Here is a 23821-nt window from a genome sequence, read left to right on the forward strand (position 1 = left end):
TTAAATAATCTAATTACTTTTAAAACAAGTTTTCCTAATCTTCAAAATAAAGTAATATATTATTCTTAAATAAACATCATTTGAAGCTAGAAAGCACTTTATAAGTTATACATAATAATAAAAACATTTCCAAAACATACATATATAAATAATAATAAAAAATAATATATAATGTAATTTTAGTAAATTTTGGATGTTTTTTAATAGACATATTTATTATATCATATGAATATAATAATGTGCTAAAAAATTGCTAATAGTCTTGTAAATTTTCCTATATTTTGAAATTAATTTTATATAATAACAATGCCAAATGGAAAGTAATATATATTACTCCCCATTTGGCATTATAATTTATATGATAGTTCTTCCTTATAATTCAAAACTCCTACAAATTAAAAGACTATTTTTCGTAGCTATTTACAATTTCACCATAATACATTATGTGATCTCCATCACCGTTATAAAATTTCTCTTTTATATCCTTTGGTAAGTTATCACTTTTTAAAGGGTCTACATATGATACTTTACACTCGTAATACATATTACAATTATTTATTATAGGTGATTTTACACTTTTTGAAGATATAAATTCTATATTAGCTTCTTTTTCTTTATCTATATTCCTTCCCGATTTAGTACCACAAATCATTAGTGCATTTTTCATATCATCACTATATGGAATACTTATCGTAAAATCTTCCCCCTCATTCATAAATTTATTTGTATATCTTTCTGGTCTTACCATTGCAACAAAGTACGGCTTCCTCCAACTAAATCCAACATATCCCCATGATATTGTCATTGTATTTATTTTTTCACCTGTTTTACATGTTAAAAAAGCCCCTCTTTTTATTAAATTTTCCATTGCCATCCCCAAATTGTTGTAAAATTCCATAATTTATTCCTCCTTACAAATTTCTAAATTCTATTATTTATCTGATGTTCTATTATTTAAAAACATTAACTCATATTTAGTATTCCTAATAGGACTTTGTACTATTAATACTATGTAAGATTTTTAATAATTTTATGTGTAAATAAATATAATTTTGCATACATGTGTCTTAATACGTTAATTATACTATAAAGTTCAATTTATTTCATACTAAAAACTTTTCTATGTTAATTTCCTTTGATAATTTATTAATTGCCACTGAACTTTAGTTTACTTTTAAAATTAATTTACATAATATTTTATATGTAAATTAATTTTACCTATGAAAAAATATATTGGATATGCAAAATAAATGACACAAGACTCAAAGGATTAAAGCTAGAGAATCCATATTTATTGGCTCTTTTGTAAATGCAGCTAACTTAAAAGGATACCCAGCTGGGTATCCTTTTAAGTTCATAATTAATTAAATTTGTTCAAAGAATCCTTTATCGTAAACTATATTTCCAGATATATCATTAAGAGCATCTTCCTTAAGTTTAATTATCATAAAGTTTTCACTTAAATTTATTGTATGTTTATTAGTAAATAATTTATTATTGTAGCTACTTTTTGTCTTTCCTTATTCACCCACTGATTATCAAAGGATAATTTAAATGCCTTATTAAAAGAATAATATAAATTTATTTTTTTATAATAAAGCTCCATTTGTCCTAATGTTTCTCCTCTATATTTAGGCTTCAATATTTCTTGTTTTTCATAAATAAATTTATCTTCTATATGTCTTTTTAATTCATTAATAATACTTTCATCTTCTATATCTAAAGGTATCCATAATATTTTCCACTGATCTTCTTCTTTTAATTTGTATTTTTTTATAATTTCTAATATTTCTATCTTTTCACTTATATCCATTTTTTTATATAATCCATTCGATACAGGTTTCTCACTCCAAATTTTTAATTTATCAATTAATGAAGCTTCTTTTATTTGTAATATGTCCTCACTTGGACCTAATATAGCTCTCTTTAGAATTGTATCTTTAATATTTAAACCTTCTTTTATAAAATCTATATTTCCACCATAAGCACTCACATATCCTTTGTTGTATACACCTTTACGTCCTGCTCTTCCACATATTTGTTTTATTTCTTGAGAGTTTAAAATTCTTACTTCTTCCCCATCAAATTTTCTTATATCCATAAATACTATTCTTTGTATTGGTAAATTAACACCCATCCCTATTGCATCCGTTGATATAACTATCTTGCTATCTCCTCTTAAAAACTCTTCATATTGATTTCTTCTAACCTCTGGAGGTAAATCACCATATATTAAAGAACAAGAAATTCCTTGCTCTATACAATAACTTGCAAGTTCCAATACTCTTCGTTTAGAAAAAACAATAAGAGCATCTTTTTCTCTAATATTTTTTAATATAAATGACTTTTCTTCCACTATTAGTGGTATATCTCTTTTATATTCTTTTAATTCATACTCTTCTTCTAAATCATCTAAGAGTTTTATAATTATGTCCTTTGCATTTAATGCTCCACATATATGAATTTCTTTTGCATTTAATCCTAATAAAGCCCTTGTCCATGAGGCCCCTCTTCTTGGATCTCCTATCATCTGAATTTCATCAATTACCCCCACATCATATTCTTCTTTTAAATTAAGTTTTTCTATTGTAGAACATACGTGAGTACTTTCTGGGGTCTTTATTTCCTCTTCTCCAGTTAGTAGACTACACTTTATATTTTCTCCTTTAAGCTTTTCATAGTTTTCTAATGCTAAAATTCTTAGTGGTGCAAGATATACACCCTTTTTACACTGTTTCAAGCATTCCATAGCTCTATATGTTTTACCCGTATTGGTTTCTCCTAAATGCAAATAGAACTTTCTTTTTATTTTTCTTATTTCTGTGTACTCATCCTTTGGATTTTCCTTAAAAATTAATTCTATCTTTTTGTTTACAGTATTAGGAATATACCTATTTACCAGTACTGAAATTATTCCCGAGGATGTATAACTGTCATAATATAAATCTCTTAATACTAAAAATGAAAACTCAGTATTATGGGTATTATTGTAATCATTTATTAATTCCTCTGATATATAATCTAACAGATCTTGAAATTTTTCTATTGTATTATCTATTTGAAGAAGTCTTTTATTATTTTTCGCCTTTTTTATAGCTGTTTTTATTTGAAATAATAAGACCAACTTATTTCTAATCATTTTATCATGGTCATAAAATGATTCTATTTTGCTATTTCTCACTATCTCATTAATATGATTTAACTGACTTTGTAGCTTTTCATATTCTCTCTCTGCAGCTTTAATTTTCATTGACAACTCCTCCTATTAGATTGCAACATATATATTCTTTAGTATATGTATTTAATTATTATATATATCTACATACAATCTAGAAAGTTTTTGGTTATATTATAGTCCTTGGAAGTTAAAGTCTGGTACAAAGCATTGTGAATTTGTGCCATTTTCTTGTATAAATGCATTAGTAACACCTATATCTAATGCATATTGTATTAGCGAATCATAATGTTTAGGATTTAATGGCTTATTTATTTCACTAAATTCTTTAGCTCTATGCATTGGAGTATATTGATTCATAATACTTATAAAAACCTTATCCTTATATGTTTTATATATGTAATCTATAACTTTCTTAGAATCAAATAATAGACCTGGTAACATTAAATGTCGTATTATAACTCCTTTTTTCATTATTCCATTACTATAAAATTTAGCTTTACCAACTTGATTGTACATCTCTTCTATAGCCTTTGTTGCCACACTAAAATAATCCTTGGCATTAGAATACTTGTTTGCATATTTATTATCAAAATATTTTAAATCAGGTATATATATATCAATAAATCCCTCTAAACTTTTTATTGTTTCTATTGAATCATATCCGTTAGAGTTATATACCACTGGTAATTTCAATTTTTTTTTCTTTGCAATTTTTAATGCTTCTATTATTTGAGGAACATAATGAGTTGGTGTTACAAGGTTTATGTTATTAGCTCCTTTAGTTTGTAGCTCTAAGAATATTTCACTTAACCTTTTAATAGACACCTCCTTACCTTTTCCCTCTTGGCTTATACAATGATTTTGACAAAAAACACACCTTAAATTGCAATTAGAGAAAAATACTGTTCCTGAACCATTATCTCCTGAAATACATGGTTCCTCCCAAAAATGAAGTTCAGCTCTTGCTATGTTTATTTTACTATCACTATTACATGGTCCTTTATGTAAATTTCTATTTATTCCACATTTCCTACCACATAAATTGCAGTTATTTAATATCTCCATATTATAAACTTCCTCTCTTTACTAAAAAAATTCACACTATAATTATATTACATCTTATATAAATTCTTCTACTGTATCTTTTTCTTCTATAACTCTTTTATTTGCTTCTACAGCTTGCTTTAATACATTGTTTATTTCCTTGGAAATTTTCCCAAATAATTCTTCTATATTGTTTACCATTAATAAAAAGACATTAGGCAAATTTGGTTTTACACAAATTCACCTAATGTCTTTTAAAGTTCATCTTCATATATTAAACTAAAGTTTTTGTTTTCTATTTTAAAGATTTTTTCTACTTCATTAAAAATCAATGAAGACATATCATGATCATTAATGTAAAATTTGCATGCCACGTTACAATTTGAGCTTAGTTTTCTTGGTGCTGGAATTAATTGTCCTTTTATTTTATTTTCATCTATTATTCTTGAAAACTTAATAGCACCTGCATGGTTATAAAATATAGCTATATATTCCACTATTTCTTAGCCTTTATTGTAAAATACTCTTCATTATCTTCACAAGATGTACTATAACCTGAATGATTTAAAAACCTTGTTACATTATCAATGGCTACCTTAGTATCCACTAATATTTCTAATTCATTTGGATTGTTCTTTGTGGCATTTTTAGTCATAAGAACTGGAGTTGGACATGACATTCCCCTAGCATCTACTTTCATTATACAGACACATCTCCTTTCATTTTAACTTTAGCTTTTATTTCTATAGCCATAAAAGATATTACACATAAAAGAACTAAACATATAGCAACTGCTATCATTCCATTAGTTGTTGGTCCTTTAGGACTTGAAGCTAATTTAAAATTATGGGCAAAAGCTGCTCCTGCTACCATTCCCATAACAGTAATCATAGAATCTCCATTTCCTTCTCCTGATAATATAAGCTGCCTTAAAGGACATCCTCCTAAAAGTATAGATCCCCAACCTACAACTACCATACCCAAGAAATTCCACAAACCATCAGTATGTGCTATAGGTTGATTTACAAACCCTAAATTAAATGTTCCAAATACTAAGTTTAATGCTAAAGCTCCTATAAATATTGCTATAAATCCACTAAATAAATAGGTATCTTTAAACATTATTAAGTCTCTTATTCCTCCAGCAGTACATAATCTTGTTTTTTGACATAAAACTCCTACAATTCCTCCTAATACAAGAGAAAACATCAATGGAGCATGTTTAGATCCTGGTCCCTCTGAACTAAATAATAAAATTGATGGTACTGCTACCAAAAGTATTATTAAGCATATATTAAGTACTGGAAAACTGTATCCCTCTACTTTAGTAACCTTATAGCTTCTTTTTAAAGAAAATCCTTTATTTAAAAAGAATATACCTATAATTATTCCTACAGCATATCCTACAAGTCCAAGAATTGCATTTAAATCTCCACCTGCAAGTCTAAATATAAGTCTAGTTGGACATCCTAAGAACATTAAAGCTCCAACTAAAATTATAAAGCCTAGTATAAATCTTATAAATGGTGATGATCCCCCTCTAGGGCTAAATTCTTTAGAAAGCACCCCCATTAAAAATGCTCCTAAAACAATACCTATGATTTCTGGTCTTAAATATTGAACTGTTTCTGCACTATGTAATCCAAAAGCTCCTGCCATATCTCTTAGAAAACATGCGATACATACTCCCATATTACCTGGATTACCAAAATGAACTAAAAGTACAGATATAATTCCTATTATAAGTCCAGTTAATATAATTCCTTTATTTTCTTTAAACAAAACTATCCCCCCCTAAGTTTTTAATATTAACGGTTATTCGAGTTAAATATACCATATAATCTATATATTGGGAAATAGATGTTCTTTATATAACCATAGAAAAGTATAGATGTTATCAATAAAAGTCTTTTCTTGTATTGATAATAATATTAAATATAATAACAAAAAATTGTTTTAGGAATCCTAACGTTGTTACAACTTAACTCATAGATAAATCTCATTTGTATTTCTATTAAGGCGCATTCAAAAAAATAGAAAGTCAATATACATGGTATCTTTGAATTGTTATTTTCTTTCATGTGCCTAAACATAACCAAAGTCTCACTTATAATAATTTTATACTTTAAATCTATTTATTAAAAAACAGGACATTCAGCATATGTGAAGTCCTGCTTTTATATGATAAGTTTAAAAACATTATATTATTTAACTTTGTATAAACCTTTAAATGCCTATACATAAAAGTTCAAATAAAATTCATTAATATTACTTAGTGTAACCTAAAATCTCAAGCAAATTTAATGTATGGACTTTATTAAAACTTATATAAATCATTTTATTAAAATTTAGTTTATTTAATATCTACAGTAAAACTTGACTCTTTGTGTATCTTATAATTACAGTCTAGATTTTTAGTTACTTTTAATGTATATTCTTTATCTTCATACATTTTTTCTAAACTTAATACATAATACCCGTCTTCAGTTATCTGAGGCATTTTATCTATGTTAATTGCCTCTCCTGTTTCCTTATCCTCAACATATATTGGCATAAAGCCCATAAGATAAGGATTAGCTGTCTTACAATATATTTTTGTTTCATTATCTAGAAATTCTATTTTATCTATTACTAACTCTCCAGAACTATCAAGTTCAAGCTTCTTATCTATACTATTCTTTAAATCATAGCTATTAACCTCATTTATTATATTAACATCTTGTATCATTTCATATGGTATAAAAGTTATTGATTTTGTATCCTTATATGGATTAGTAAACTTATTCCCAAAATAACTTAATCCTGAACCCCCAGCTGAACCACTACTATCCTTTGGTAATAGAATTCTATCCATATTATCTATTGCCACAAAGGAAATATTTTTTTCTTTTTCTTCATTTGTATTTATTGTTTTGTGATTTCCTTGGATAGATGTATTTATAGGCGTCAATATAAGCTTATTAATATTCATACCCTCCTCAATATTATCTAGATTTACATTAATATCTATTTCTTTATAATTTCCTTTAAGTTTTTCATTGGTAACATTAAATTTAAAATTCCAAGTACCGTTCTCTATACCCCACAACTCTTTTATATTTATCTCAAACTCAAATTCATCTGGTATTTCTACATATCCACCTAAAAAGACTTCTTCTTGAAGTTCTTTTGGCATTCCATTTCTAGATACTCTAAAGTTTTCAACACCTATATAAGTTGTTCTGTCATTTAAAAAACTTCCTCTTCCTCCTGAACTAAATGTAGTTAAATTACCATTTATCTTTAAATCTTTTTCCATAATACGGGGAGCATATTCCATAGGCTCTTTAGTTTCTACTGTATATGCTAAACTTATATCTAATCCATCATAAATCACTTCATTTATTGTTACCTTTGTATCATTACTTATCTGACTTTTATTTATTTCAGAAGAATATTTATATGAGTTTTCATAACTTAATTTTTTAAATATAGATCCTATAAATGGTATATTCTCAGCATAGCTTGGCATTGTTATTCCAAATATACTTATACCTATTATTAAAACAGCTGCTATAGTGGCTGTTCTTTTTGCTATATAATAATTTTTATACTTTTTAACTGGCAATTTTTCTATGGTTTGGTTTATAAGCTTATCTAAAGTTTCAGGAATTTTCAAATCATCTTTTTTAACATTATCTTTTAAAATTTTCTCCATTAAATCTTTTTCCATAGATAACCCCTCCTTAACTTTCTTTTATAATTTCGTAAAGCTTTTCTTTAGCTCTTGAAATCCTAGATCTCACAGTTCCATGCTTAAGGTTTAGAATTTTCGCAATTTCTTTTTGAGGAATATCTTCATAATAAAAAAGTAATATAACAATTCTTAAATCTTCATCTAATAAATCAACTGCTTCTCGTATGTCACTACTACAATAACTATCTTCATAAACATTTTCTCTTAATTTTTCCATAGGTATAACCCTAGTATTTAATTTTATAATATTATTGCATTCATTAATAAGAATCCTTATAATCCATGTTTTAAAATAGTTATCATTTTTTAATGTATGAATTTTTTCATATGCCTTTATAATTGTGTTTTGGAATGCATCTTCTATATCATTTTCACTTTTTAATATACCTTTAGCAATTCTGTAAAGTGATACCTTGTTGTCTTGAATTAAAACTAAAAATGCTTCTTTATCACCTTTTTTTGCTAAAGATATAGTAGATTCCTTCCTAATCTTAGACCTTACTTTAGATCCTATTTCCAAATCATCACCCCTCTTCTCTTATCCCTTAGCTAAGCCATTCATATATTAGACTAATTTTATATGTAAAATGTTCAATTTAAGCAAAAAAAATTATTATAATATTTTATAATAATTTTAAAAATAAAAAAAGCATCAAAAATATGATGCTTTAAGCTACTTTAAATTGATTTAATAATTCATCGTAAACATATCCTAATTTCATTAATTTTTTAATAATACACTCCGAATTAATGTCATTAAATGTACAAAAATCCCTTAGGGAAGTAAATTCATCTCTTAATTTCATATTGATTAGACTTAATAAAACATAGGGATCCATTTCCAATAGTCTATCTCTATCCAAAAGATCTTACCTCCTAATATTAAGTAAAGATTAGAATAATCTTTCATATCAAACTATATTATTGACACAAAAACATATTCTATACTTATCTTAACATTATTTTTTAAAATTTTCAAAGATTTTATTGCAATTTTTTATTTTTATCATATTTTTTTATTTATAATGATTGGCTAAAGTTTCTATATTATGTTACCACACAAATAATTGTATTAATTTCATGAAAATCGAAGAATTGAGTATTTATTTGGCAGGTATTTATAATAAAAAATCAAATGGTAAAACTATACAAGTTTAATATACCCTTTAATAATAACTTAGGGAGTATGTAATTTTTTTATTACATATTCCCTATTTATACTTTGTTTTATTTAGGCACATTCAAAAACAATAAGTCAATATACATCACATCTTTGACTTGTTATTTTTTATGTACCTCATGCTTTATAGTCTTATAAAAATTCTACATACTAATAATTTTAATTCTACTTATTTTTTTCATAATCAAATTTAACATCTTCGTAAAATTCAGCTACAATAGTTCTATAATATGGTGAAAGGAATATACCTCCCACTCCCAAAGTAACAACTGAAAGTATAGCCCATCCTATTAGACTTAACTGTACACAAAACAAATCAAATTTATGCCCCCTCATCATATCTGAACTTAACTCTATTGCATCTAATGCTGATATATCATCATAATCATTTAATATATAAAAAGTCATTGAATATCTATATATAGCTATTATCCCTGGTATTATTAAAAGTATGGTAAGAAACATAACAAAGATTGCAATTAATAAATTAGCAAGAAATGCTCTTCCCCATCCATTAAACCCAGTTAAAAATTGACCAAAAGTTCCTTTTTTCCCTCTTACAATGTTTAAAAAGAAAAAACTAGCACCCTTATATAGTGATCCTATAACTATCATTAATAATATTGATAAAACTATTGATGTTATTCCCCGTCCAAAATTATAATCTATGTTTTGTTGAAATTGAAATGAAAATATCTTAATATCAGCCTTTCTAAGCCCATTATTAAAATTTATCCCTCCTAATAATGAATAGGTAAGAAAGCTAACTAATATTGCCATAGGCCAATTGTTAGCTAATTTCTTTATTGAATCTTTCTTTAAGTCTGAAGAATTCCTAGTATACATATGATTTCCTCCTAAAAATTTTTTTAGCATAGTACTAATTAGTTTATATTATATAGTTTCATTAATACCATTATATGTATTATATACAAGTTATGTACTCTTTTTCAAATTCCAAATACAGATTAATCTTTTGTAATACTTTATTATTCTGCATCATATGTATTTTATATAGAAACATAAAACTATTTTTAAGGAGATTACTATGAACATATTTTTTCAATTTCTACTAATAATATTTTTAGTTTTAGTTTTGCTAGTCCCTTTCATTGCACCTACATTATTTAATGTATTAGGAATTTTATTTGTTAAATATATTATTCCTCATGAAATATCTCACTGTAGATTTTCATCAATACTAGTGTTATCCTTTACATTAACTATCTCTGCATTGGTTATAGAAATATTTTTAATATTCATTGGATTTAATCATAAAGTAATATCTAATATGCTAAGGAATAACGAATTTTTAGGATTCATAATTAAACTTTTATCAGAAATTGTAGCTATTTTAATAGGTTATACTTTTTTAAAGTCATATAATCTTACTGATATAACTTTATATAGAACTGGTTTGTTACTTTTTGCTTTTACTAGCTCAACATTAAATTTAATATTTACTTTCTGTAAAAGCATACTATACGATGATAAAAAAAATAATGATAATTTAGACTGATTTACTTCTATTTATAATAATTTGATAGGTGTTGATAAGGTGTTTAAAGTTTAATGCATTACTTAAACTAATACTTTTGTTATTATTACAATGAGTTGTCCAAGTTAACACAGAGTACTCTTGAAATCCTTCATTGATAACATAATTGCATAAAGCTTTACTGAATCCCTTATTTCTATATTGTTCCTTTGTTTTAACACATACAATCTCTGCTCTAGTAGTTGAAAAAGGAGCTAGCCCCGCTAAAGATATTATTTTATTATTTTCTATTATGGCAAAAAATCTTATTCCTTGCTCCATGGATGCTTTCATGTGATGCCAATTATAATCAAAGTAATCTTTATCAGCTATTGTTAATTCTCTAGCATTATAAAATTTGTCTTCTTTAAAATCCTCCTTAAAATAGTATTGCATTGATAAGGTTTCATTTACTTTTCCATTGAATTCTTTAATAACAGTATTTGCCACATAATCTCTGCAACAATTTACCCATATAGGTTTGTTTTCACTTTCATTTAATAAACTATGAAAAAATTCATTTAAATCTATAGTGTTTAATACATCTAAATATACGTTTACACAAAATCTATTATAAGAAACTACTGCAACCCCTTGTAAAACTCCACTGACATCTTCAAATTTATAAAGTTTTATATTTTTTATCTTATCAGTATAAAATATCTTATTATTTAAATTTTCTACCTTTCCATAAAACCACAAATTACAATCCCATATGTCCTTGCTTACATGACCATAGGTATGTTCTTTTAAAAATTTCATTACGCTTTTAATGTTTTTAAATTCTATATACAATACTCCACCCCATTTTACTTTAAATGATCCTTAGATTCATAAGATTTTTCTTAAAAAGAATGTTTTACTTTATTTTGAGTTTTAAAATAACTCATTTGTGCCTATAGCAATGCTTATGCCTAACTTAAGAATTAGTTTCATAATAATGTTAGACATTGAATAAATTTTTATAAGTTGTACAATTATATAATATACCTATTTATGTATCAGGTATATATTTATTTACTCTCTTATGTAATATAATTTATTTTTTATATAGGTTATATTACAATTCTTACATAAGATTAAATAATAATTGATTTTTATAAGAACATTTATAACTTTAAATATTATTCATATAACATATATAGTTTATTTTATTTCAAAATAGATAAAGACCATGAAATTAAAGTTTAAATCCCTTAAATTCATGGCCTTATAAAACAAATTTTCTTTCAGATGTTGCTCTTTTCACAAACTAAATTTTTAACACATACCTTATTTTCATATAAAAAATTTATTTAAATTTCCCTATATCTTTTCTGTAAAACATATCATGGAAATCTATGTGTTCTATTGCAGCATATGCTTTTTTTCTAGACTTATCTATTGTATCATCTACAGCTACAACAGATAATACCCTTCCTCCGCTTGTGTATAAAGAATTTTCTTTTAGTATAGCTCCTGCTATAAATACCTTTTCTTTAGGTTTTGTAATTAATATCTTCTTATTTTTTTTATATTGAAGTGGATAGCCACCTGAACATATAACCACGCAGGTTGCTACTTTATTTTTCCATAGGATCTTTGTTTTATGTAAGTTGCCATCCAACGTATTTTTTATTACTTCATGAAGACTAGTTTCCATAAGACTTAATACTGCCTGTGTTTCAGGATCTCCCATTCTCACATTATATTCTAAAAGATAAATTCCCTTTTTAGTAATCATTATTCCAAAGAAAATTATCCCCTTAAAATCTATTTTTTCACTTTTTAATCCTTTAAGAGTTGGATACATTATTTCTTCCTCAAATGACTTGAAAACGTCCTCTGTAACGTATGGATTAGGAGCTATTACTCCCATTCCACCTGTATTCAATCCTTTATCTCCATCTAAAACTTGTTTATGATCTTTTGCTGAAATAAAAGGTATTATTGTATTACCATCTGTAACTGAAAGAATTGATGCTTCAATCCCTTCTAAAAACTCCTCTATAACAATTGTTTTTCCTGCTTTATTTAGAGAGCCTAAAACCATAAAGTCTTCTAATACATATTTTCCTTCTTCATAATTATTGCATATGACAACACCTTTACCCGCTGCTAACCCATCTGCTTTAATTACTACTGGATATTCACAATTTTTCAAATGTTCAACTGCTCTTTTTATATCATTAAATATTTCATATTCTGCAGTTTTCACATTATATTTTTTCATAAATTCTTTTGAATAAGCTTTGCTACCTTCTAAAATAGCCCCTTTTTTACATGGTCCAAATATCTTTAAATTTTCTTTTTCAAAATCATCTACGATACCTTTAGTAAGTGGATCTTCTGGTCCTACAACAGTGTAGTATACATCATTATTCTTTGCAAAATTTATTAGTTCTTCTGTAGTTGAAAGATCTACATTTTCACACTTATCTTCAAGTGCTGTTCCTCCATTACCTGGCGCTACATATACTTTCTCTATTTCTCTATCACTTGCTAATTTCCAGGCTATTGCATGTTCTCTTCCCCCACCACCGATAACTAATACTTTCATAAAAAATCCCCCTTAGTGTTTAAAATGTCTCATAGACGTAAAGACCATAGATATTCCAAGTTTATTACAAGCTTTAATTGAATCTTCATCATGTATAGATCCACCTGGCTGAATTATAGATTTTATGTTGTATTTACTACATTCTTCAACCACATCTGAAAATGGAAAATATGCATCTGATGCTAAAACCACTGCATTCTCTCCTCTTTCTAATGCTTCTTTAGCTGCCCATATTCTATTAACTTGTCCTCCCCCTATGCCTACTGCCATTTTATTTCTTGATACTACTATAGCATTAGATTTAACGTATTTGCAAACCTTCATTGCAAACCTCAATTCATCAAATTCCTCTTCAGTTGGGGATTTTTCCGTTACAACCTTTAATTCTTTTACAAATTCTCTATCTTCATTCTGCATAAGTATTCCACCATCAACACTTACAAGGCCATTTTCACCTTTTGGAGTTTCTAAACATTTTATAATTCTTAAATTTTTCTTTTCTTTTAAGACCTTTAATGCCTCATCTGTAAAATCTGGTGCTGCAACTATTTCTAAAAAAATCTTATTCATTTCTCTTGCTGTTTTTTCGTCTACAGTTCTATTTAATGCAACTATTCCACCAAATATAGACATTTTATCACATTCATAAGCTTTCATATAGCTATCATATACATCATTTCCTATTGCTACTCCACATGGTGTATTATGCTTTAAGGCACAGCATGCCACTTCATCATGAAATTCACATACAACCTTCCAAGCTATATCTAAATCTTTTATATTATTGTATGAAAGTTCTTTTCCGCTAAGAATTTCCAACCTATTCATTGCTGAATTTTTCACTGTATCCACATAGTATACTGCCTTTTGATGTGGATTTTCTCCATATCTTAAATCTTTAGATTTTTTATATGATAAAGTTAAATACTCTGGATATTCTTCACTATCTTCCATTAAAAAATTTGCTATACAAGAATCATATGCTCCCATTAGATTAAACACCTTAGAAGCTAAATATTTTCTGGTCTTAAGTGATAAGTTCTCCTGTTCTTCAATTTCTTTCATTACTACTTTATAATCATTTTTATCAGTTATAACAGTAACTTGTTTAAAGTTTTTAGCAGCAGATCTTATCATAGTTGGTCCGCCAATATCAATAAACTCAACCTTTTCATCAAAGGTTAAATCTTCTTTTACCTTTTTAAAGAATGGATAAAGATTTACTATAACATAATCTATTATGTTTATATTATGCTCTTTAAGAGTAGCCATATGATTTTCGTTATCCCTCAAAGCTAGTATTCCTCCATGAATATTAGGATGAAGAGTTTTTACTCGTCCGTCTAACATTTCAGGAAAATTGGTTACACTACTTACATCTATAACACTTATTCCATTTTCCTTCAAATATTTAAAGGTTCCTCCAGTGGACACTATTTCAACATTTCTCTCTTCTAAAAACTTTGCAAATTCTAATATTCCCTCTTTATCATAAAGGCTTATTAAAGCTCTTTTTTTCATATCTTTGAACCTCCTAAAATTTTTACACATACTAATTAATCTATTTTTCCATGACCATCTACAATTTTAACTCTTCCTTCTGATATAAGACTTATAGCCTTTGGTAGTAATATGTGTTCTTTTTCTAAAACTCTTTTTTGAAGACTTTCTTTTGTATCTTCGAAATATACTGGAACCACTTCTTGAAGAAGTATAGCTCCGTGATCTATTTTTTCATTAACAAAATGTACAGTACATCCACTTACCTTAACTCCTGACTCTATAGCAGCCTCATGTACTTTAATGCCATACATGCCTTTTCCACAAAAGCTTGGTATTAAGGAAGGATGAATATTTATTATTCTATTTTTGAACTCTTTAAGGATGTCTCCTTTTAGGATAGATAAAAAACCAGCCAGTACTATTAAATCTACATTTCCTTTAGTAATCTTCAATATTTCATCACAAAGATTTTTCCCATATTTATTCTTATCAAGAACATAAGTTTTAATATCAAACTTCTTTGCCCTTTCAATTCCATAAGCATTTTCACTATCACTTATTACCATTTCTATATTTCCATTTATTTTTCCACTATTAACATTATCTATTATTGATTGAAGATTACTTCCACCTCCAGATATAAGTACAGCTATTTTAAGCATATTCCTTCCTCCCCTGAGGTTATATATCCAATTTCATAAGATTCTTCTCCACTTTCTCTAAGCGAATCCATCACCTGATTTTTAATACCTTTATCTATGCAAATTACAAATCCTATTCCCATATTGAAGGTATTGTACATGTGTTTTTCATCAGCTCCAAGGCTTATTAAGTAATCATAAATTTCATTTCTTTCATAAGAATTTATATCAATAACAGCAGTTTTTCCCTTTGGAAGCATTCTTGGGATATTTTCTATAAATCCGCCTCCAGTAATATGACTCATTGCCTTTATTTCATATTTCTCTAAAAGATTTAATATAGGTTTTACATATATTTTTGTTGGAGTTAATAAATGTTCTCCTAAGGTTTTTCCATTAAACTCCACATTATAATCTTTAACTAACTTTCTAACTAATGAATATCCATTAGAATGTATTCCTGATGATTTTAATCCTATTATTATATCTCCATCTTGAACATTTTTTCCATCGATTATTTTACTCTTTTCAACTATTCCAACAGTGAATCCTGCTATATCATACTCACCTTCACCATAAAACCCTGGCATTTCAGCAGTTTCTCCTCCAATTAATGCAGCTCCACACTTAATACATCCTTCTGATACACCTTTAACTAAATCAGCAGAAACATTAGCATCTAATTTTCCACAAGCGATGTAATCAAGGAAAAATAATGGTTTAGCTCCATGACATAAAATATCATTTACACACATTGCAACACAATCTATTCCAACAGTGTCATATTTCTTAGTTTTAAATGCTATTTCAAGCTTAGTTCCAACTCCATCAGTTCCTGATACTAAAACTGGTTCATTATATCCTTTTGGTAATTCCACCATTCCTGCAAAAGATCCTATACCATTTAAAACTAAATCCGTCATTGTCTTACCTGCATACTCTTTTATAAGTTGTACTGATTTATAACCTTCTTCTATATTAACTCCTGAATCTTTATAGCTAATCATATATATCACACCTTTCATTGAGTTGAAAGTGGAGAATTGAAAATTGAAAATTATGGTTGGTTTTTTGAACAAAATAAAAAGCACCTTTCACTATCAATATTCAACTTCCACCTCTTATAATCTCTAATTTTTGAACTAACACATGCCTTCAAAACTTATAACTTAAAACCCTTATAGAGCCTTTTTGAACTATTTTTATAATTTAAAATAGAAAATTACAAATTATAGTTGATTTTTTACATAGAATCTAAAATTTAATTATTAGTTTTTTAAACAAAGTGAAAAACATCCTTCACTCTCAACACTCCGCTTTCAACTTTCAACTATATTAATCAGAACTCCTCAGTTGGAGGTGCTAATGGATATTCTCCATTAAAGCATCCAAGACAAAAACCTCTATGTTTTTTTAATGATTTTAAAAGCCCCTCCATAGTTATATATTGAAGACTGTCTGCTCCTATGGATTCTTTTATTTCTTCTACATCTTGATTTGCTCCTATGAGCTGGCTTCTATAAGGTGTGTCTATTCCGAAATAGCATGGATACTTTACTGCTGGTGAAGACACCCTAAAGTGAACTTCTTTAGCCCCTGCTTTTTTCAAAACATCAACAAGTCTTTTTGAAGTTGTACCCCTTACTATTGAATCATCAATTACTACAACTCTTTTCCCTTCAATAACATGTTTAAGTGGATTTAACTTTACCCCTACTAAAGTTTCCCTTAATTCTTGAGAGGGAGCTATAAATGTTCTTCCAACATATTTATTCTTAACAAAACCTATTTCATATGGTATTCCAGATGCCTTTGAAAAGCCTACTGCTGCTGCTATACCTGAGTCTGGAACTCCAATTACTATATCCGCATCAACTGGACATTCATCATAAAGAATTTCACCTGCTCTTAATCTGGATTCATAAACACTTATCCCATCTATAACTGAATCCGGTCTTGCAAAATATATATACTCAAAGGAACATGTTTCACAACTTGTCCTTTCGCAATAGCTTAAACTTCTTAATCCATTTTCATCTATTATTACTATTTCTCCAGGCTCAACATCTCTTATAAATTCAGCTCCTACAGAATCTAGTGCTGCACTTTCTGATGATAAAATAAATGTTTCATTTATTTTACCTATGCAAAGAGGTCTTATGCCATTATGATCTCTAACTCCTATAAGTTGAGTGTCTGTTAAAAGTACAATTGCAAATGATCCCTTTATTGCTTGCATTGTACTAAATATAGCTTTTTCTATTCCTTTTTTTGCATATCTTGCTATAAGCCCTAGTATAACCTCTGAATCTATAGATGTTTGAAATATAAACCCTGAATCTTCTAAAAGTTCTTTTATTACATTTGCATTAGTTAAATTTCCATTATGAGCTATAGACATGCTTCCTAGTTTCCCTTGAGTTAAAAGTGGTTGGGCATTACATTCACAGCTATCTCCTGATGTAGAATATCTTACATGTCCTATTGCTGCCTCTCCTTTTAACTTGTCCAGTTTCCCTTTATCTTTAAATACTTCTGTAACAAGTCCCATTCCCTTGGTACATTGTATTTCCTTATTATTTAGAACAGCTATACCACAGCTTTCTTCTCCTCTATGTTGAAGTGCATATAATCCGTAATAGGTTAATGCAGAAACATCCATACCATCCTTTGAATATGCTCCAAAGACACCACATTCTTCTTTAAATTTATCCATTTCCATATCAAGTATAGGTGGTCTCATAAAATTCAATTCCTTTCTTATGCAAATTAACTCATTCTATTTAATATTTCTTCGTATGCCCCTTTAACATTTCCCATATCTCTTCTAAATCTATCTTTATCTAGTTTTTCATTAGTTTTAGCATCCCAGAATCTACATGTATCTGGAGAAATTTCATCTGCAAGAACTACCTCTCCATTATATCTTCCAAACTCTATCTTAAAATCTATAAGATTTATTCCCTGATTTAAGAAAAACTCTTTTAATATTTCATTTATTTTTCTTGTAATTCCATATATCTTTTCTAATTCATCAAAAGTTGTAGCTCCTATAGCAACAGCATGATAATCATTTATTAGAGGATCTCCTAAATCATCGTTTTTATAGCTTATTTCAAGAACTGTTGTTTTAAGCTTTGTCCCCTCTTCAATTCCTAATCTTTTAGCCATACTTCCAGCTGCTACATTTCTTACAATAACCTCCACAGGAACTATTTCTACTTTCTTACAAAGTTGTTCTCTATCATTTAATTTTTTTATAAAATGAGTAGGTATTCCTTTACTTTCTAAAAGTTCAAACAATTTTGATGTTATTGCATTATTTAATATACCTTTACTTTCTATTTGACCTTTTTTCTCTCCATTAAAAGCTGTAGCATCATCTTTATAATAAACTACCACCTTATCTTCACAGTCAGTTCCATATATTTTTTTTGCTTTTCCTTCATATAACATTTCTCTTTTTTCCATAATAAAATTCACTCCATTCGTTATTTTTAAACTTTGTTTATCTATACTTTTAGGATCATTTAATGATTAGTGTATTCTAAATTAATAATATTCCTAATTAAAATTCAAACTCTTCATTATCTTTTATAAAATTCTTTTTCATGTTTTTTCTAAAATCTTTTAAACTATCTTTTAATTGTGGATATTTTATAGAAAGTATTTCTACTGCAAGCATTCCTGCATTATAACTATTATTTATTCCAACAGTAGCTACTGGAATAGATTTTGGCATTTGAACTATTGAATATAATGCATCTTGTCCATTTAATGCTGCATTTATTGGAACTCCTATAACTGGCATTGTTGTATGTGATGCTATTACCCCTGGTAAGTGAGCTGCAAGTCCTGCTCCTGCTATTATCACTTCAAATCCTTCATCTTCAATTTTGTGTAAAGTTTCCATAAGTTTTTCTGGTACTCTATGGGCTGATAATATAAAAGCTTTGCTCTCTATATTAAATTCATCTAAAGCTTTTTTAGCTCCCTTCATAACATCTATATCTGACTTACTACCAAAGAATATTGCTACCTTCATTATAAAACCACTCCTTTAAATTGAGAATTGACATTTAAAAATTGAAAATATTAATTAAAAACACTGACTTTCTAAATATTAAGTTGAAGGTTGAAAGTGATGGTTGAAAATCTCAGCTTTTCTTTAATAACATTTTTTTTAGAAATATTCCTAAGAAGATTTCATCCTTAACTCTCAACTTTCTACATTTAACTTTCAACTAAAAAGCACTATGTGATTTTAAGTTTTTCTAGGTTTTCCACAAATTCAAAATCTATTTAGTAAAATAACTTACTCCTGATTTAAATATCTTTTGATCATAATTTCCTTGTACATTCTTATAAAGACTTTCTCCTATTCTCTCACTATGAGCCATTTTTCCAAGTATTCTACCGTCAATACTGGTTATTCCTTCTATTCCAAGTACTGATCCATTAGGATTGTATGGCATATCTAAAGTTATATTTCCATTTAAATCCACATATTGAGTAGCTACCTGTCCATGTTCTATTAATTTTTTAGCCATTTCTTCTGAGCAAACAAATCTACCTTCTCCATGTGATATTGGAATATTATGAACATCTCCAATTTCTACTTCGTTAAACCAAGGAGATAATTTTGATACTACTTTAGTCCTTACTATTGAACTCATATGATTACCTATTTTGTTATAAGTTAATGTTGCCATGTTTTCTTCTATATCTCTTATTTCTCCATAAGGTACAAGACCTAATTTAATAAGACTTTGAAATCCATTGCATATACCTAATATTAATCCATCTCTATTATTTAAAAGATTCATTATCTCTTCTTTTATTTTAGGATTTCTAAAAACTGTAGCTATAAATTTACCTGAACCTTCAGGCTCATCTCCTGCACTAAATCCTCCTGGAAGCATTATTATTTGTGATTTTGAAATCTCTCTTCTAAACTCTTCTATTGATTCTTTAAGTGCATCACCTGTGATATTTTTGAATACAACAGTATTAACTTTTGCTCCTTGCTTTTCAAAGGCATATTGAGAGTCATATTCACAGTTCGTTCCTGGGAATACTGGTATAAATACTCTTGGCTTAGCCTTATCTATAAATACTGAATATTTCTTATCTTTCTTAAAATATTTATTCTCTATAATTTCATTATTATCTTTTGTCTTAAGTTTAAATACTGTTTCTAATGGCTTCTCATATATATTTAAAAGTTCATCTATATCAATGTTAAAGTCTTTATATTCTATAGCCTTAGAATCTTTTATTTCTCCTACTACTGTAATGTCTAAGGAATCTAAGGCTTTTATAAACTCCTTAGGCATCTCTACTAAAAATGAACCATATTCTTCTCTAAATAACTCTTTTTCTTCTATGCTATCTTCTATTTTTATTCCTAGTTTATTACCAAAAGCCATGTTACATATTCCTTCCATTATTCCACCATGTCTTAATGCAAAGGATGATATTATTTTTCCTTCATGTATAAGCTTAGTAATAGCACTTAAATTCTTCTTAAATTCCTTTATATCTATTATTTCTTCATCATCTTTTTTAGTATTTATTTTAACTATCATATTTCCTGAAGTTTTAAATTCTGGACTTATTACATTTTTGACCTTTTCTAATGCTACAGCAAAGGATACTAATGTAGGTGGTACTGTAAGATCTTCAAATGTTCCCGACATTGAATCTTTTCCACCTATTGCAGCAATATTTAAACTTTTCTGAGCATAAAATGCTCCTAGTAAGGCTGCAAAAGGCTTACCCCATTTTTCTTTATTCTTTCCTAACTTCTCAAAATACTCTTGGAATGTTAAATGAATTTTTTTATAATCTCCTCCCATTGAAACTATTTTTGCAACGCTTTCTATAACTGCATAAAATGCTCCATGAAATGGACTAAACACTCCAATATTAGGATTGTACCCATAGGTCATCAATGTGCAATCATAAACCTCTCCATTTAATACTGGAATTTTCCCTGCCATTCCTTCTGATGGAGTTAATTGATATTTCCCTCCAAATGGCATAAGCACTGATCCTCTTCCTATGGTAGAATCAAACCTTTGACTTAAAGCTTTTTTACTACATATATTTAAATCACCTAACATATTTTCTAAAGACTCTTTAAAATTGCCTTTATACATACTGTTTTTAAAGTAATTTCCCTCATTTTTAGGTTCTTTAACTACTACATCTATATAACTTTTTGCTCCATTAGAGTTTAAAAAATCTCTAGATAAATCTACTATTGTATTTCTATTAAAAAACATTCTCATTCTGTTTAAATCTGTTACTACAGCTACCTTAGTTGCTTCAAGATTTTCCTCTAATGCTAAAGCTATAAATCTTTTGTAATCTTTCTCTTCAATTACAGCTGCCATTCTTTCCTGGGACTCTGAAATTGCAAGCTCTGTTCCATTTAATCCTTCATATTTTTTAGGAATCACATCTAGATTTATATCAAGACCATCTGCAAGTTCCCCTATTGCCACTGATACCCCACCTGCTCCAAAATCATTACACCTTTTTATCATTTTAGATACATTAGGATTTCTAAAAAATCTTTGAATTTTTCTTTCTACTACCGGATTACCCTTTTGAACTTCAGAACCACATATATTTATAGACTCCTCTGTGTGTTCCTTTGAAGATCCTGTTGCCCCACCACATCCATCTCTTCCAGTTCTTCCACCTAAAAGAATAACTATGTCCCCAGATTTTGGTTCTTCTCTTCTTACATTTTCTCTTGGAGTTGCACCTATAACAGCACCTATCTCCATTCTTTTAGCTACAAATCCATCGTGATAAACTTCTGAAACCATTCCCGTAGCTAATCCTATCTCATTTCCATATGATGAGTATCCTTTAGCAGCCCTCTTTGTAATAACCCTTTGAGGAAGTTTTCCTTTGATTGTGTCCTCAATAGATGTTCTTGGGTCTTTACATCCAGTTACCCTCATAGCTTGGTATACATATGATCTTCCTGAAAGGGGATCTCTTATAGCTCCTCCAAGACAGGTTGCAGCTCCTCCAAAAGGTTCTATCTCTGTTGGATGATTGTGAGTTTCATTTTTAAATAATATTAAATACTCCTCAATTCCCTTATTTGTTTCTACATTTGCTTTTATTGTACAGGCATTAATTTCATCACTTTCATCCAAATCATTAAGAATTCCCTTTTTCTTAAGTTCTTTAGCTGCTATAGTTGCAATATCCATTAATGTAATATCTCTATCTTTATCATAAACAAAGTCTCTTGACTTCATATATTCTTCTAATGCAATTTTTATAGGTTTTGATAATTTATTATTTTCAATTTCTATATTTTTTATTGATGTTAAAAATGTTGTATGTCTGCAATGATCTGACCAGTAGGTGTCTATTACTTTGATTTCTGTTACTGACGGATTTCTTCTCTCATCCTTAAAGTAACTTTGGCAAAGTTTTAAATCTTCTATGGTCATTGCTAATGAAAAGTCTTTGTGAATTGCTTTTAATTGTGCTTCATTTAAATCTATAAATTTTTCTATTTTTTCTTCTTGTTTTACATTTATATTTTCTTTTTCTATATCCTCTATATCTAATGATGCTTCTCTTGAATCAACTGGATTTATGTAGTATTTCTTTATTTCATCTATTGTTTTCTCATTTAAATTTCCATTCAATACTATTATCTTTGAATATTTCACTTCAGGTTTTATACCCTCTGTTATTAATTCTATACATTCTCTAGCTGCCTCTGCCCTTTGATCATATTGACCTGGAAGATATTCTACTGCAAAATGTTCACATCCGTTTAACTCTATGCTATCCTCATATAGGTTGTCTACTGTCTTTTCTGATAAAATAGTAAATTTAGCTTTATCTAAAGCATCTTTGTCTACCCCATATATCACATACCTATTTATAATTCTAACTTTATCCAAATTAACACTGAGATTTTCAATAAAATCATTTTTTAACTCATCTGCCTCAACTGTAAAACCATGTTTCTTTTCAACATAAAAAACCCTTTTATCCATGTTAAACCTCCCACCAATCTAAGAGTTGCTAGGAGATTTTAAATTCTCCTAATCTTAGGTAATATTATTATGTAACCATTTGAACATTTAATATTCTAAATGTTCTTTCTTCACTTATAAGGTAACATACGCCAAGTTTATTGTCAACGTTATTTGTTTATTTTAATTTAATGTTCGTTATATAACGAACATTAATAAGTTATTCAAATTTTATAATATGTCTTTCATTCTTTTTTCCTATAATATGTTAATTGTCAATAAAACTTTATATGAAAAATAACCTAAGCATTTCTAAACTATTCTACAAATAATTGAATAGTTATTTTTTATTACTTAGACCTTTTTAAATTATTATTTTTTTATTATATCCCCTCTTGCATAATTAAATATTTCAAATCCAATATATCTATATCTCAAACCAGGA

21 protein-coding genes are annotated in these 23821 nt (G+C 27.9%); 1 reads left to right on the forward strand and 20 read right to left on the reverse strand.

Annotated elements, in window-relative coordinates; translation table 11 throughout:
• Positions 1 to 403: 403 nt before the first annotated feature.
• The 11 genes from BM119_RS06995 to BM119_RS07040 form a co-directional block, all read right to left on the reverse strand.
• On the reverse strand, positions 404 to 898 hold the full coding sequence (locus tag BM119_RS06995) for a flavin reductase family protein (protein ID WP_090040093.1): 495 nt from the start codon (positions 896 to 898) through the stop codon (positions 404 to 406).
• Between the two features lie 567 nt (positions 899 to 1465).
• Complete coding sequence (locus BM119_RS07000) at positions 1466 to 3250, reverse strand: helicase-related protein (protein ID WP_090040095.1); 1785 nt, start codon at positions 3248 to 3250, stop codon at positions 1466 to 1468.
• Between the two features lie 99 nt (positions 3251 to 3349).
• Positions 3350 to 4243 carry a radical SAM protein gene (locus tag BM119_RS07005; protein ID WP_090040097.1) on the reverse strand — a complete coding sequence of 298 codons (894 nt, stop codon included), beginning with the start codon at positions 4241 to 4243 and terminating at the stop codon, positions 3350 to 3352.
• 54 nt (positions 4244 to 4297) lie between these two features.
• Positions 4298 to 4423, reverse strand: coding sequence for a hypothetical protein (locus tag BM119_RS20385; RefSeq protein ID WP_278336784.1), 126 nt, complete (start codon positions 4421 to 4423; stop codon positions 4298 to 4300).
• Positions 4424 to 4476: 53 nt separating this feature from the next.
• Positions 4477 to 4719: a putative Se/S carrier protein gene (locus tag BM119_RS07010; RefSeq protein WP_177199330.1), complete on the reverse strand. Its 243-nt coding sequence runs from the start codon at positions 4717 to 4719 to the stop codon at positions 4477 to 4479.
• Positions 4719 to 4922, reverse strand: coding sequence for a sulfurtransferase TusA family protein (locus BM119_RS07015; RefSeq protein ID WP_242948345.1), 204 nt, complete (start codon positions 4920 to 4922; stop codon positions 4719 to 4721). The genes BM119_RS07010 and BM119_RS07015 overlap by 1 nt, the downstream gene beginning before the upstream one ends.
• On the reverse strand, positions 4922 to 6004 hold the full coding sequence (gene yedE, locus BM119_RS07020) for a YedE family putative selenium transporter (protein ID WP_090040102.1): 1083 nt from the start codon (positions 6002 to 6004) through the stop codon (positions 4922 to 4924). The genes BM119_RS07015 and yedE overlap by 1 nt, the downstream gene beginning before the upstream one ends.
• Before the next feature lie 571 nt (positions 6005 to 6575).
• Positions 6576 to 7934 (reverse strand): DUF4179 domain-containing protein, encoded by a 1359-nt coding sequence (locus BM119_RS07025; protein ID WP_090040103.1) that lies wholly within the window; start codon positions 7932 to 7934, stop codon positions 6576 to 6578.
• A gap of 13 nt (positions 7935 to 7947) precedes the next feature.
• Positions 7948 to 8478: an RNA polymerase sigma factor gene (locus tag BM119_RS07030; protein WP_177199331.1), complete on the reverse strand. Its 531-nt coding sequence runs from the start codon at positions 8476 to 8478 to the stop codon at positions 7948 to 7950.
• A 148-nt stretch (positions 8479 to 8626) separates the two neighbouring features.
• Positions 8627 to 8821: a DUF4250 domain-containing protein gene (locus tag BM119_RS07035; RefSeq protein ID WP_242948348.1), complete on the reverse strand. Its 195-nt coding sequence runs from the start codon at positions 8819 to 8821 to the stop codon at positions 8627 to 8629.
• 482 nt (positions 8822 to 9303) lie between these two features.
• Positions 9304 to 9984 carry a DUF975 family protein gene (locus tag BM119_RS07040; RefSeq protein ID WP_177199332.1) on the reverse strand — a complete coding sequence of 227 codons (681 nt, stop codon included), beginning with the start codon at positions 9982 to 9984 and terminating at the stop codon, positions 9304 to 9306.
• 202 nt (positions 9985 to 10186) lie between these two features.
• Here BM119_RS07040 and BM119_RS07045 point away from each other — a divergent pair, with 202 nt between their 5' ends.
• Positions 10187 to 10657: a hypothetical protein gene (locus BM119_RS07045; protein ID WP_090040107.1), complete on the forward strand. Its 471-nt coding sequence runs from the start codon at positions 10187 to 10189 to the stop codon at positions 10655 to 10657.
• On the opposite strand, the gene BM119_RS07050 is transcribed toward BM119_RS07045, so the two are convergent.
• From BM119_RS07050 to BM119_RS07090, 9 genes are all read right to left on the reverse strand, one after another.
• Entirely contained in the window at positions 10649 to 11437 is a 789-nt protein-coding gene (locus tag BM119_RS07050; RefSeq protein ID WP_177199333.1) for a GNAT family N-acetyltransferase, read from the reverse strand. The two genes, BM119_RS07045 and BM119_RS07050, sit on opposite strands and share 9 nt — an antisense overlap.
• 529 nt (positions 11438 to 11966) lie before the next feature.
• Entirely contained in the window at positions 11967 to 13214 is a 1248-nt protein-coding gene (gene purD, locus BM119_RS07055) for a phosphoribosylamine--glycine ligase (RefSeq protein WP_090040111.1), read from the reverse strand.
• Between the two features lie 12 nt (positions 13215 to 13226).
• The gene (gene purH / locus BM119_RS07060; protein ID WP_090040113.1) at positions 13227 to 14735 is read right to left on the reverse strand and encodes a bifunctional phosphoribosylaminoimidazolecarboxamide formyltransferase/IMP cyclohydrolase; all 1509 of its coding nucleotides are present in this window, start codon (positions 14733 to 14735) and stop codon (positions 13227 to 13229) included.
• A gap of 35 nt (positions 14736 to 14770) precedes the next feature.
• Positions 14771 to 15379 (reverse strand): phosphoribosylglycinamide formyltransferase, encoded by a 609-nt coding sequence (purN, locus tag BM119_RS07065; RefSeq protein ID WP_090040114.1) that lies wholly within the window; start codon positions 15377 to 15379, stop codon positions 14771 to 14773.
• Positions 15367 to 16365: a phosphoribosylformylglycinamidine cyclo-ligase gene (gene purM, locus BM119_RS07070; RefSeq protein ID WP_090040116.1), complete on the reverse strand. Its 999-nt coding sequence runs from the start codon at positions 16363 to 16365 to the stop codon at positions 15367 to 15369. Before purM ends, purN begins: the two co-directional genes overlap by 13 nt.
• A 332-nt stretch (positions 16366 to 16697) precedes the next feature.
• Positions 16698 to 18101: an amidophosphoribosyltransferase gene (gene purF, locus BM119_RS07075; RefSeq protein ID WP_090040118.1), complete on the reverse strand. Its 1404-nt coding sequence runs from the start codon at positions 18099 to 18101 to the stop codon at positions 16698 to 16700.
• A gap of 26 nt (positions 18102 to 18127) precedes the next feature.
• Positions 18128 to 18829, reverse strand: coding sequence for a phosphoribosylaminoimidazolesuccinocarboxamide synthase (purC, locus tag BM119_RS07080; protein WP_090040119.1), 702 nt, complete (start codon positions 18827 to 18829; stop codon positions 18128 to 18130).
• Positions 18830 to 18926: 97 nt separating this feature from the next.
• A complete protein-coding gene (gene purE / locus BM119_RS07085; protein ID WP_090040121.1) occupies positions 18927 to 19403 on the reverse strand; it encodes a 5-(carboxyamino)imidazole ribonucleotide mutase in 477 nt (158 codons plus the stop codon).
• A 253-nt stretch (positions 19404 to 19656) separates the two neighbouring features.
• Positions 19657 to 23397, reverse strand: a complete 3741-nt coding sequence (locus tag BM119_RS07090; protein WP_090040123.1) for a phosphoribosylformylglycinamidine synthase — start codon at positions 23395 to 23397, stop codon at positions 19657 to 19659.
• Between the last annotated feature and the right edge of the window lie 424 nt (positions 23398 to 23821).

This window comes from Clostridium frigidicarnis (assembly GCF_900111985.1).
Lineage (GTDB): Bacteria > Bacillota > Clostridia > Clostridiales > Clostridiaceae > Clostridium_Z > Clostridium_Z frigidicarnis.